The following is a 12,214-nucleotide window of genomic DNA, read 5'->3' on the forward strand; positions in this document are numbered from 1 at the left end:
CGGCGAAAACCCTGCGCCGCCCCGGCGCTGGTGAGCAGCATATTGTTGGGCCCTGGCGTGCCGCAGGTAACCAGAGCAAACCCCGCCAGGGGCAGTAACCAGTTCAGATCCATCTCAACCTCTTGTCGATGCAACGCCCCCGTTATGGGGAAAGCCTTCTAATATGCAGAGCCAACCCCGTGGCGACAAGTCAGAAATGCCTCTTTCTAGGCCACCTCCCCCATCAGCACAACACGGCTCAATACCAGAGCATCACCACGCAGAGCGCCGTCAGCAGACCGAGGGATCCGTTGAGTCGGCGCCAGCCCCGATCCGAGCTGATCCAGTTGCTCAGCTGATGGCCGAACAGTACCCAGACAAAGCAGACCGGCAGGGCCACCAGCACAAACATGACCATCACCGCCAGCTGACTCGACCAGTAACTGGCGCCGGGCAGGCTGAACAGACTGATGGCGGAGATCCCCATCATCCACGCCTTGGGATTGAGGAACTGAAAGCCCAGCCCCTCCAGCATGGTTAGCGGACGGGCGCGCCGGGCCGGATCCCCCGGCGCACCAGCCACCGCGATACGCCACGCCAGCCACAGCAGATAGAGGCTGCCGAAGATCTGCAAACCGAGGCGTAATAAAGGCCAGCGCTCGAACAGGGGATAGAGCCCCAGCGCCAGCACCAGTTGCAACACCGGCTGCCCCAGCCCCACCCCAAGCAGATGTGGCAGGGTGCGACGCACCCCGAAGTTAGCGCCGGAGGCCGTCAACATCAGGTTGTTGGGCCCCGGCGTACCGCAGGTGAGTACGGCAAAACCGAACAGGGTGACATACCACTCCATCGTCATATTGTGACTCCTTGCTTGCCACATTGTATCGATACAATGTGTGCTATTTGGTTGTTATCAGGTTGAAATTCACGCTATATTGACAGCAAATTTTGATCAATGGATTTATTGTCACCATGACAATCTGGGCACCCGACCTTGCGGCCTTCGATGGCCCCCTCTACCTCAAGCTGGTCAAAGCGATCGAACAGGGGATCGCGAATGGCGAGCTGCCACCGCAGACCCGATTGCCTACCCACAGATCCCTAGCGGATCGTCTGGGTGTCACCGTCGGCACAGTCACCCGCGCTTACAGCGAGGCGGAGCGGCGCGGCCTGCTGGCCGCCCGGGTGGGCCACGGCACCTGGGTCAAGGGAGCGAACACGGATCCCGCCAATGAGTGGGTGATCCGCCAGGAGGAGGGGCACCGCATCGAGCTGTGGCAGAACCTGCCGGTGCAGCTGGATCGGGCGGCCATCATTCGCCCCATGCTGGGGGAAGTGGCGGACGGGGATCTCAACGCCCTGCTCGGCTACGACAAGGAGGCGGGACGGCCGGATCAGCGCCAGCAGTTCGTCAACTGGTTGGCGGAGCAAGGGGTGGCCTGCAGTGAGGATCGCCTGCTGTTCAGCCACGGCGCCCAGCACGGCATCATGCTGGCGCTGCTGGCGACCGGCTGCGTGGGGGAGACCATCCTGTGCGAGGGGCTGAGCTACCCCGGTATGCTGGGTAACGCTCGCCAGCTGAAGAATCAGGTGGTGGGGCTCGCGATGGACGAGGAGGGGCTGCTGCCCGAGGCGCTGGACGCCGCCTGCCGCACCCGCCGGGCCAAGCTGCTCTACCTCACGCCAACCCTGCAAAACCCCACCACCGCCATCATGAGTCTGGCGCGGCGGGAGGCCATCGTCGCCATCGCCCGTCGCCACGATCTGCTGATCATCGAGGATGACGTCAACGGCCTGCTGCCCCAGCAACCGGTGATCCCTCTGGTCAATCTGGCGCCGGAGCGGGTCATCTATCTGGGTAGTCTGGCCAAGATCGCCTGCGGCGGTCTGCGGGTGGGCTTCGTGCTGACGCCCCCCGCCCTGCGCAGCGCCTTCGCCCAGACCATGCGGCTGTCGAGCTGGATGGTGAGCCCTCTGCTGATCGAGCTCGCCTGCAAAATGGTCAGTCAGCGCCAGATCATGCCGCTGGTCGAGCAGCAGCGGGAGATCCTCAAACGCCGCGGCGAACTGCTGCGCCACCTGCTGCCTGCCGCCCGCTGGCAGCCGGGCAGCATGCACGCCTGGCTGCCGCTGCCGGAGCCCTGGCGCAGCCAGCAGTTTGCCGCTGCCGCCGATGCCCTTGACGTTGGCGTGGCGAGCGGGGAACACTTCGCCGCCGGTCAGTTTGCCGCTCCGCAGGGGGTGCGCCTGAGCCTGAGCCAACCCGCCACCGACGCCCGGGTCGGCGAGGGGCTGGCCCGTCTGGCCCAACTGCTGCAGGGGACGCCCCCCAGCAATCCCCTGCTATAGTCAGGCCAGCCGACCTGACCTTCACGCTTCATCGTCATTGCCAAGGAGATGCTGTGCCCCCCATCAGAGCCGCCCTGCTGCTTGCCACCCTGTTGCTGGGTGGCTGCGCCTCGTCAACGACCCACCAGCAGCTGGGGGCCGCGCTCAATGAATTGGAAGGGGAGTTGCAACGACTGGAAGAGGAGCTGGCGGCGATGAACGGCCTGCACTATCAAAAGGCGATCGATGCGCCGCTCAGTTTGCGCCGCGCACTCGGGGCGCCGCAGCCCACGCCAGAGGGACTGGTGCCGGTGGCCAGCAAGCTGGAAGATGGGCCACTCCTGCGCTATCAATACCGACTGCCAGCGGGGATGGCGAGCCTGCCCCAGGACAACCTCTGCCAGCGCTACGAGTTCGAGCTGCGCCATCTGGGCCGCCTCGGCAAACTGAAATTAAGCTGGCTGGGGGAACAGGGCAAGGGGTCGCGGCTGATCCGCCAGAGCGACTGCCCCTTCGGGACGCAGATCCGCCCTCGGCAATAACAGGTTGCCGCCCTGATAGGTGGCATAACCGATTGAAATAACAGCCCATAGTGCGCCCTCCAGCACACTGCTGGCTACTGTCAGCTTTTCACTCAGCGAGTGCTGTGCCTATGTTCCTCTTGGGTCTACCATAATCAACCTAATGGTTTGCTCACAGGAAGTACCTGCATGACGATACTGCTGCTCGAAGAGGATCCCCTGCTCCGTAGCGCCATCACCCGGGAACTGACCGAACAGGGGGTGCCCGCCGACCGGATCCACTACCACAGCCATCCAAACCACGAGCGCAGTGGCCTGCTGGCCCTGCTGCAACAGCACGCCTTCGACGCCATCATCTGTCAGCAAGACAAGCAGCAGGATCTTGACGGAGCACGGCTGCTGCACGAAGCGCACTATCTCGGCCTGCTGCAACCCGGTTGCGTATTGCTGCTGCTCGATGCCGATCAGAGCGAGCAGGAGTTTCTCCCCTCGGATCTCTACTTCTCCCTCTATCTGCCCCTCCCCTTCATGACCCAGCAGCTCACCGCGGTGCTCGGCCAGCTGGTGAAGTTAAGCAACCTGACCCGCACGCTGGCCGCCCCCATTCTGCTGCGGGAGTGGCAACTGGCTACCGCCCTCTGTGAGGACCTGCTGTTTCAACGGGAGAATCGCTCGCTGACCCCCTGGCTGGATCGGCTCAAGGGCTACCTGCTGCTGCAATCAGCCGAGCGGATCACTGCCGCCCAGCACTATGCCCTCTGTGCCAACGAATATCAGGCGAGCTGGCCAAGGGCCGGGCTCTTCTACGCCATGCTGGGGCTCGGCAAATTGCAGAGCGCCCAGACCGACTTGCAGCGCCATCAGGCCAGCGTCTCGATGGCCACCCGGCTGGAGCTGCAACTCGCCAGCCAGCTGCATCAGCATCACTGGTTGGCGGCCTGGGAGACCATGGGAGAGCTGCTGCGGATCCGCCCCCATCAGCCGCGCTGGCATCAGCTGGCGATGTTGCTCGGGCTGGTGCTACAAGATGAGGAGAAGGTGCTGGAGCAGGCCAATAGCCTGACCCTGCGCCACTTCGGCGAGCAGCGCGTCCGGCTCGCCATCGACAGCTTCATGCTCAATGCCAGTCTGGCGGTGCTGTGGCACGCCCCTTCCAGCAACCGGATCCGCTCCCTGCAACAGGAGTGGGAGCACCTCAAGCGCACCGTCCACCTGCAACCCCACGAATATGAGCTGCTGCAGGCGTTGATGCTGGGGCTGGATTACCGATTTGACGAGGCGCTGATCCTGATTGCCCACCACCAGCCGGATGAGGGGAGCGACAACCACCTCACCCTGCTGCTCGGCTTTGCGGTCAGCCAGTTCTGTGGTTTGCCCCACCACGCCCAGCGCTACCTGACCCAACTGACCCAATACCGCGTCAGGGTGGCGCCCCACCCGCTCACTCGCCAGCTGTTCCACCATCTGGTGACCGAGCTGGGCCAGCGCCTGACGGCGAGAGAGCAGCGGCTGAGCGAACTGCGCCAGCTGCGCCACAAGGCGATGCAGGCCAGCCAATATCAGACAGCCCTGCAAGCGGGCTTGCAACTGCTGGAGGAGTTCCCCGCCCTGCCGGGCGATGCCTGGCAACTGCTGGAGCTGCTGCAACACTGCTGGCCAGCGGGTATGGCCGCCCCCAGGGTGGCGCTGCTGGTCGATACTCTGGAGCGGCGCCTCAAGCACAGCCCCGCGTTTCTCGATCAACATGCCCAGCAGTACCAGCGCACCCTGCAGGAGATCCGCACCCATCTTCAGCCGCACCTCTCCGGCAGCGGCCCCTCCTGCCTTGTCGCAGGGCAGCCCGAGCCGTGATGATGCTGGCGGCGTGCAAACCGGCATTGTCGGCAAAGCCAATATAGAGAGAGGGGAGCCTTGGCTCCCCTCTCTCTATTTGTTCTCTGTCAGCTGATGGTGCTTAGTGCCAGACTCAAACCAGCGCGTCACTCTCCAGCGCCGCCTTGAGAAAATCTTTCCAGCTGATGATGCCGACCAGGGCGCCATTCTCCAGCACCGGCAGGCAGGAGACCCCCTTCTCCAGCATCAGCTTGACGCCGTCGCGCACGGTGAGATGGGGAGCGATGGTGACGAGCTGACGACTCATGATCTGGTGGGCCCGCTTGTTGAGGGTTTCGGTATCACGGCTCATCTCGGCTTCGGAGTCGAGATAAGGGCTGATGGCACGGAACAGATCCCGATCCGAGATGACCCCCACCAGCTCCTCCTCTTCCAGCACCAGCAGGTGGCGAAAGTGAGCCTGCTCGAAGATATCCTTGATGACACTGAGTCGATCATCCATTGAAACGGTGGCGACCCGGGTCGTCATAATATCCCTGATATGCATGCTAACCTCCCGTAACCAAACTGGTTTCTCTGTTATGGCATGTTTTTGCAGCGCCAGCCAGTGGCCAGCCCTTCGCTACAGTGCAAATCAGCGTCATTTCACGTAAGATCCGCGCCAGTTTTTCTCCTCCATTTTGAGCAAGCAGATCCCACCCATGATAGTTGCCAGTCAAATCGAACTGATCCGCGGCGGCCGCAAGCTGCTGGACAACGCCTCCGCCACCATTCACCCCGGCCACAAAGTGGGTCTGGTGGGCAAAAACGGCTGTGGCAAGTCCACCTTTTTTGCACTGGTACGGGGCGAGCTGGCCATCGACAGCGGCACCTTCAGCCTGCCCGCTGGCTGGCAGATCGCCGGCGTCGCGCAGGAGACCCCGGCGCTCGACTGCTCCGCGCTCGAGTACGTGATCGACGGCGACAAGGAGTTCCGCTCGCTGGAAGCCCAGCTGGTACAGGCCGAGCAGGATGACAATGGCTTGTTGGTGGCCGAGCTGCACGGTCGCCTCGATACCATAGGCGCCTACAGCATTCGCGCCCGCGCCGCCGAACTGTTGCACGGCCTCGGTTTCAGCGACGATCAGCTCAGCTCGCCGGTGCGCAGCTTCTCCGGTGGCTGGCGCATGCGCTTAAACCTCGCCCAGGCGCTGCTCTGCCGCTCCGATCTGCTGCTGCTCGATGAACCGACCAACCACCTGGATCTCGATGCGGTGATCTGGCTGGAGAAGTGGCTCAAGGGCTATCAGGGCACGCTGGTGCTCATCTCTCACGACCGCGATTTCCTCGATTCGGTCATCAGCCGCATCATCCATATCGAGAACGGCAAGCTCAACGAATACACCGGCGGCTACTCCGACTTCGAACTGCAGCGCGCCGAACAGCTGGCCCAGCAGCAGTCGATGTACGAGAAACAGCAGCGGGAGATGTCCCACATGCAGGCGTATGTGGATCGCTTCCGCTACAAGGCCTCCAAGGCCCGTCAGGCCCAGAGCCGCCTGAAAGCGATGGAGCGGATGGAGAAGATCCTGCCCGCCCACGCAGACTCCGAATTCAGCTTCGAGTTTCGCGAGCCGTCTGCCCTGCCGACCCCGCTGATCGCCATGGAGAACCTCTCTGCCGGTTACGGTGACAAGGTGATCCTGGAGAAGATCAAACTCAATCTGGTACCGGGTTCGCGCATCGGTCTGCTCGGTCGCAACGGCGCCGGCAAGTCCACCTTTATCAAGATGCTGTCGGGCTCCAACCCGCCGCTCTCCGGCAAGCTCGAAGTGAGCGCCGGGGTGAGCATCGGCTACTTCGCCCAGCATCAGCTGGAGACCCTGCGTCTCGATGATTCCCCGCTCGATCATCTGGCCCGCCTCGCGCCGGACAAGACCGAGCAGGAGCTGCGCAACTATCTGGGCAGCTTCGGCTTCCACGGTGACAAGGCGCTCGACAAGGTGGCCCCCTTCTCCGGCGGCGAAAAAGCGCGGCTGGTGCTGGCGCTGATCACCTGGCAAAAGCCGAACCTCCTGCTGCTCGATGAACCGACCAACCACCTGGATCTGGAGATGCGCCACGCCCTCACCATGGCGCTGCAAGGCTTCGAAGGGGCCATGGTAGTGGTCTCCCACGACCGTCACCTGCTGCGCACCACCACAGATGACTTCTATCTGGTGCACGGTGGCCGGGTCGAGCCGTTCGACGGCGATCTGGACGACTACCACAAGTGGCTCGGCGAGCAGGAGAAAGAGGCCAACGCCAAACCGGCCGATGGTCCCGTCGCTGCCAACTCGGCAGTGGCGCGCAAGGATCAGAAGCGGCGCGAGGCGGAGTTTCGGCAAGCGACCCGTCCCCTGCGCCAGAAGCTCGAAAAGCTCGAAGCGAGCATGGAGAAGCTGCAAGGCAAGCTTGGCGACATCGAGAGCCAGCTGGCCGACCCCGCCATCTACGAAGAGAGCGCTAAAACCAAGCTCTCCGATCTGCTCAAATCCCAGGGCCCCCTCAAGGAGCAGCTGGAAGAGGTGGAGCTGGAGTGGATGAGCCTGTCCGAAGAGCTGGAAACCATGGAGCAGGCCTTCTTTGCGTGACGAACAACTGATGGCCAGCGAGCGGGTCGCGGTCCACGAATTGCCGACGCCGATCGGCTTCTGGCACTGGAGCGGCAAGGTCTATGGTGAGCGCAGCCAGGATTGGCTCACCGTGCAGGAGCAGGGGGGCAACGTCAATCTCGCGCTGCTGCTGCACCGGCTCGATCAGCTCGGCATCGTGGTCGATCTGACCGACCTGCAACCGGCGCTGGTGCAGACCGAAGCGGTGCTGACCCCGTGGCGCGCCCTGCGCCAGAGCGCCAAAACGCGACTCGACGAGCAGCAGTATCAGTCGATGCTGGCCCACGAGCTGGAGCTGGAGCGGCTGCAACAGGGCGTCCTGTTGCAGATCCTGCGCAGCCTCTCCCTGTTTCGCGGCAACAGCCGCAATTTGTTGAACTATCTATCGTTACTGGGTGCCCAGCAGGGCCCCCTCAGAGATCTAATATGCTGAGCTACCGCCACGCCTTTCACGCCGGCAATCATGCCGACGTGCTGAAACATGCCGTTCAGGCCCTGATCATCGAGTCCCTCAAGAAGAAGGAGAAACCCTTCATCGTGCTGGACACCCATGCCGGTGGCGGTCTCTACGACCTGCGCGGCGACTGGTCCCAGAAGAAGGCCGAGTATGCCGACGGCATCGGCCGCCTGTGGGACGAGCGGGCCCAGTGGTCTGCCATGGCCCCCTATCTCGGCGTCATCGAAGAGATGAACAGCGATGGCCAGCTGCACTACTACCCCGGCTCGCCGGAGCTCTCCCGTCGCCTCACCCGCGAGCAGGACAAGCTGGCGCTGATGGAGCTGCACAACAACGAGGTCGAAGACCTGCGCGCCAACATGGGTTACGACCCCCGCGTGGCCGTCCACCACCGTGACGGCTTCGAGGGGCTGATCGCCCTGCTGCCGCCGACCCCGCGCCGCGGGCTGGTGCTGATCGACCCGCCCTATGAGCTCAAGGAAGATTACTTCGCCGTGGTCGACACCCTGAAAAAGGCGCAGAAACGCTGGGCGACCGGCATTTACGCCCTCTGGTATCCGATCCTCGGGCAGGAGGCGGACAAATCCCGCGACATGCTGCGCGCCATCAAGCGGGAAAACTTCGGCAACGTGCTGGTTGCCGAACTGGAAGTGGCCGGTCAGACCGCCGACTGGGGCATGAACGGCTCAGGCATGCTGATCATCAGCCCGCCCTGGATGCTGGACGAGCAGATTGAAGCCTTCCTGAAACCGCTGTGCGCCAAGCTGGCGCAGGGCACCGGTGCCCAGTACAAGGTGGAGTGGCTCAACAAGGCCGAAGGTTAATCCCCCGCCCCACAGCGACCACAAAGTTGAAACGCAAAAGCCCCGTCACGGGGCTTTTGCTTTTGGTGCGGCCAGTGTGTGCGGCAGCCTGAGCCTGCGCCCTCTATGAGCGGGCGGGCAGATCCTGTTTCAGCGCAACCAGCAACAGGGCCAGCAGGCCAAAGGGCGGAAACAGACAGAGCAGGGAGCAGATAAGGGTGATCAGCGCCGGATGCTCGCTCTTGCGGCGCGCCAGTCGCCAAGCGATGACGCCGACGATGACCATCAGCAACGCAATGAACTGGCCAAGCAGGGTGGCATTGATATTCATGAAAGATCCTTTTTCATGGGCAAGTGTGAAGAACCTGTACTTTATCGCCTTGGTTGCGATTGGCAACCGCTGAACCGCACCGGCCACTCGCCCGTTGATAGGTTCTCTCTATTTTGGCAATAGATGAGAATGGTTTTCATTTAATCTCATTTCGGCGGATACTCTCATCATCAACAGAGGGAGCCGCCATCATGAAAAAGACCATCAGCTTTGCCATCCTGCACTTCGGTGTCGCCTTTACCGTGGCCTACCTGCTGACCGGTGAACTGCTGACCGCCAGCCTGATTGCCCTGATCGAGCCCGCCGTCAACACGGTCGCCTTCTACTTTCATGACCTTGGCTGGCACAAATTCAAGCCAAATCACAGCCTGCAGGCCAAGACCAGCAGCTTCGCGGTGGTCCACTTCTCGGTGGCCTTCGGAGTGGCCTTCCTGCTGAGCGGCGAGCTGCTCACCGGCGGCGTGATGGCGATGATCGAACCGGCCATCAACACCCTGGTGTTCTTCTTCCACGAGCGGCTGTGGCGCGCCCGCAGTCAGCAACTGGCGCTGGCCTGATCAACCGGGCAACCCGCCTCCCCCCTTTATCGCGGCCACAAAAAACCCGACATTCCGGCCAGGAGTGTCGGGTTTTTCACATCAGCAAAGATCTCTGTCTGGATGCATCATCCGATGCCCCATCAATAACGATCAGGCTTTCTTGCAGATGGGATCAACGATAAAGGCATTCTGATCAAACTTCTGCCAGGCGCCGGTGCCGACCCCATCGACCACCAGAATGGAGACCACGCCGAAATCGACAAAGATCCCGAGCAGAGTAGTGGCATCGAACGACTTTGAGACCGGCACTGTCACCGAGTAGCAATCCGCGCTTTTGACCGTGATGGTGTAATTCTCTTTCTTCTTGAACGAGGTGATCACATTGCCGTGGCCCAGCAACATATCGTTGACGTAGATCTCCGCATCGGGATCCTGACTGCGAATGGAAACCTGCTGACTTGTGCCGTTAAACATGGCCGCACAACCGGACAGCATGATGGCCAGCAAGGCCCCCGTCATCAACCTGAACATAGCTAACCTTCTTGTTATTAAGAAAAGGCCGCAAATCTAGCACGCCTCTAGAACTGGAGTGAAAGTACAATGTTGCAGGCCTGCCTGAATGCTCAAAATAGCGACCACTCCTGACCAGTTTTTAAACAAGCCGGCCTCATCCAGCAACAGTTCCCTTCCCCACTGGAGTACCGCGGCAAAACCGGTCGCCAGCACATGCTGCAGAGCAAAATGCGCTCGGCTCCCCTGCTGCATTGCCCTGAAGAGTGTGCTGTAGTAGGCAGATATGCCCTCCTCATTGCTGGAATCTATCGATGAACAAGACCTTGCTTGCCACCCTGCTGTTTGCCCCTCTGCTGGCCAGCGCCGCAACCCCCTCCTTTGACTGCACCAAAGCGTCCGGGTCGGTCGAAACCCTGATCTGCAAGGATGCCGGACTGGCCGCCCTTGATAACGAACTGGCGGCACTCTACCCCAAGGCGATTGCCGCGCTCTCTCCTGAACAGCTCAAGACAGAGCGCGCCATGCAGCGCGGCTGGATCAAGGGGCGTAACGACTGCTGGAAGGGGCAGGATCTGCGCCAGTGTGTGGAGGATAACTACCTGCTGCGGATCACCGAACTGCAGATCAGCGGCGGCCAGTTGATGGTGCCGGCACCGGTCAATTACAAGTGCGGCAAGAACGTCATGCTCTCTACCTACTTCTATAACGATGCCAAGCTGCCCGCCGCAGTGATCAACCTGAGCGAGGGCGACAAGCAGCAACAAGTGCTCGCCTATGAAGCCCCCAGCGCCAGCGGTGCCCGATATGAAGGGCAAAATCTCACCTTCTTCACCAAGGGGGACGACGCCACGCTGGAGCGTTACGGCCAGCCAACCCTCACCTGCATGGAAAATCCGACCAAGGGCTGAGGCTCATAGGGGCGGCTCGTTTTGCCGCCCCCCACCTTGACTAGATAGCGATATCCAGCGGTTTTCCTTCCCGCACAATCCGCAACTTGAGCGACCCCGGCTTGCCGGTGCTGAGCAGTTCACGCACCTTGTCGATCTCGAGGGGACGATAAGCCACCCCGTTGATCTGCTCCAGAATATCGCCGTTGGCCAGACCATAGGGGGCAAGATCCCGTTCGTCGCTGTAGTAGATCTGCAGATGCTCGCCATCAAAACGCACCCCGATATTGCGCAGGATTGGGGGCACTTTGCGCGCCAGGCTGTCGGCGTCGTAGCAGAGCATCATCCGCCCGGGCATGATCGCAAAGCGATTGAAGCGGTTAACAAAATCCAGCCCCAGACCATACTGCTCATTGCTGTTTTCCGACACGCGCAACTCACCGAGCTGGCGCTCATCAAAGTGCAGGCCGGTGAGGATATGGTCACGCCCCTCCACCATACCGCTGGCGTCCACCCCTTTGCGTGGCGTGGCATCTTCGCCAGAGATCGCCTTCTGGCTCGCCATAAAGTCGATAAAGGCATGGTCGGCATAGCTCTGATCGGCCCCGGTATCCAGATACATGCGCACGCTGCTCTCGCCGTGGGTCAGATACACTGCCGGGGAGCGGTTGTAGCTGTCTTCATAGCCGATGCAACGCTCGAACGTAGCTGCCGACGGTGCCGTCAGCAAAACAGTTAGCTGATGCTTGTCGCGATCAAACACCCAGTTGAAACGGCGGATGGTGTCGATCCCGAGGATGCCATCAATACGGCTGCCGAGAGACTGGGAGAAAAGATCGAAATCAACGGTTGCCCACAGATCGCTGTCATCAATGGTGACCGACCCCAGCGAGAAGGGCTGCGGCTCAACAAAACCAAGCTGCTCGCTGCCCAGTTGGCTCGAAACGCTGTTCACAGTGGCAAAATCAGCCTGATAGGCCCTGGGCAATTCGCTTAAGGTCAGCGCCTTGAAACGGCTGGCCAGACGACGATCGATAAAGGTGATACTGGCCCCGGTATCCAGCAAAAACTGGTACTGCTCACCAGCGATGGTGACGGGGATCAGGGGGGCACTTTCGTAATGCACTGTCAGCACCGGGCCGGGTGCATTGCGCTTGGTGGATGAATCCGGGGCTGTGCAGCCTTGGACGACGAACAGGGCCAACATGGCCAGCGCCACTTTTAACTGCGACTTCATAACTCTCCTTCCCGATAGCAGATGCCCCCGCAACGCCACCGCATAATGCTATCTTGTTGATTTATAGATAAATAAGCTATTTAAGCGGGGAGTACGGACAATAACAAAGAGTTTTATGCTGATTCAAGCCAGATATGACCATTAATATTCTAT

The 12,214-nt window shown here is 61.2% G+C and carries 13 protein-coding genes and 1 pseudogene; 8 read left to right on the top strand and 6 right to left on the bottom strand.

The annotated features are described in order from the left end of the window. A pseudogene (locus BN1139_RS03920) lies at nucleotides 1-113 on the bottom strand (LysE family translocator); the annotation flags it as partial. Nucleotides 114-238: 125 nt separating this feature from the next. Continuing rightward, complete coding sequence (locus BN1139_RS03925; RefSeq protein WP_005335536.1) at nucleotides 239-835, bottom strand: LysE family translocator; 597 nt, start codon at nucleotides 833-835, stop codon at nucleotides 239-241. A 116-nt stretch (nucleotides 836-951) separates the two neighbouring features. Between BN1139_RS03925 and BN1139_RS03930 the strand changes: the two genes are divergently transcribed. From BN1139_RS03930 to BN1139_RS03940, 3 genes are all read left to right on the top strand, one after another. Further along, entirely contained in the window at nucleotides 952-2,328 is a 1,377-nt protein-coding gene (locus BN1139_RS03930; protein WP_005354542.1) for an aminotransferase-like domain-containing protein, read from the top strand. Between the two features lie 53 nt (nucleotides 2,329-2,381). Continuing rightward, on the top strand, nucleotides 2,382-2,849 hold the full coding sequence (locus tag BN1139_RS03935; protein WP_005354544.1) for a hypothetical protein: 468 nt from the start codon (nucleotides 2,382-2,384) through the stop codon (nucleotides 2,847-2,849). A gap of 168 nt (nucleotides 2,850-3,017) precedes the next feature. Continuing rightward, complete coding sequence (locus BN1139_RS03940) at nucleotides 3,018-4,679, top strand: response regulator (protein ID WP_005354546.1); 1,662 nt, start codon at nucleotides 3,018-3,020, stop codon at nucleotides 4,677-4,679. A gap of 115 nt (nucleotides 4,680-4,794) precedes the next feature. On the opposite strand, the gene BN1139_RS03945 is transcribed toward BN1139_RS03940, so the two are convergent. Beyond that, nucleotides 4,795-5,208: a CBS domain-containing protein gene (locus BN1139_RS03945; RefSeq protein ID WP_005354550.1), complete on the bottom strand. Its 414-nt coding sequence runs from the start codon at nucleotides 5,206-5,208 to the stop codon at nucleotides 4,795-4,797. 154 nt (nucleotides 5,209-5,362) lie between these two features. Here BN1139_RS03945 and BN1139_RS03950 point away from each other — a divergent pair, with 154 nt between their 5' ends. From BN1139_RS03950 to BN1139_RS03960, 3 genes are read left to right on the top strand one after another with little or no spacing between them, the layout of a single operon-like run. Continuing rightward, nucleotides 5,363-7,273, top strand: coding sequence for an ABC transporter ATP-binding protein (locus BN1139_RS03950; RefSeq protein ID WP_005354552.1), 1,911 nt, complete (start codon nucleotides 5,363-5,365; stop codon nucleotides 7,271-7,273). After that, the gene (locus tag BN1139_RS03955) at nucleotides 7,266-7,727 is read left to right on the top strand and encodes a DUF2390 domain-containing protein (protein ID WP_005354555.1); all 462 of its coding nucleotides are present in this window, start codon (nucleotides 7,266-7,268) and stop codon (nucleotides 7,725-7,727) included. Before BN1139_RS03950 ends, BN1139_RS03955 begins: the two co-directional genes overlap by 8 nt. Then, on the top strand, nucleotides 7,721-8,575 hold the full coding sequence (locus tag BN1139_RS03960) for a 23S rRNA (adenine(2030)-N(6))-methyltransferase RlmJ (protein ID WP_005354560.1): 855 nt from the start codon (nucleotides 7,721-7,723) through the stop codon (nucleotides 8,573-8,575). The genes BN1139_RS03955 and BN1139_RS03960 overlap by 7 nt, the downstream gene beginning before the upstream one ends. Before the next feature lie 103 nt (nucleotides 8,576-8,678). On the opposite strand, the gene BN1139_RS03965 is transcribed toward BN1139_RS03960, so the two are convergent. Next, nucleotides 8,679-8,885: a hypothetical protein gene (locus BN1139_RS03965; protein WP_005354562.1), complete on the bottom strand. Its 207-nt coding sequence runs from the start codon at nucleotides 8,883-8,885 to the stop codon at nucleotides 8,679-8,681. Nucleotides 8,886-9,076: 191 nt separating this feature from the next. On the opposite strand from BN1139_RS03965, the gene BN1139_RS03970 reads away from it, so the two are divergent. Then, entirely contained in the window at nucleotides 9,077-9,442 is a 366-nt protein-coding gene (locus BN1139_RS03970; RefSeq protein ID WP_005354565.1) for a DUF2061 domain-containing protein, read from the top strand. 132 nt (nucleotides 9,443-9,574) lie between these two features. Here the strand turns inward: BN1139_RS03970 and BN1139_RS03975 are convergent, their stop codons facing one another. Then, the gene (locus BN1139_RS03975) at nucleotides 9,575-9,955 is read right to left on the bottom strand and encodes a hypothetical protein (protein WP_005354566.1); all 381 of its coding nucleotides are present in this window, start codon (nucleotides 9,953-9,955) and stop codon (nucleotides 9,575-9,577) included. 293 nt (nucleotides 9,956-10,248) lie between these two features. Here BN1139_RS03975 and BN1139_RS03980 point away from each other — a divergent pair, with 293 nt between their 5' ends. Next, entirely contained in the window at nucleotides 10,249-10,845 is a 597-nt protein-coding gene (locus BN1139_RS03980) for an MliC family protein (protein ID WP_005354569.1), read from the top strand. Between the two features lie 40 nt (nucleotides 10,846-10,885). On the opposite strand, the gene BN1139_RS03985 is transcribed toward BN1139_RS03980, so the two are convergent. Further along, nucleotides 10,886-12,061 (bottom strand): retropepsin-like aspartic protease, encoded by a 1,176-nt coding sequence (locus BN1139_RS03985; protein WP_005354573.1) that lies wholly within the window; start codon nucleotides 12,059-12,061, stop codon nucleotides 10,886-10,888. Nucleotides 12,062-12,214: the final 153 nt, after the last annotated feature.

The sequence above is a fragment of the Aeromonas veronii bv. veronii genome (genome assembly GCF_000820225.1).
GTDB lineage: Bacteria > Pseudomonadota > Gammaproteobacteria > Enterobacterales > Aeromonadaceae > Aeromonas > Aeromonas veronii.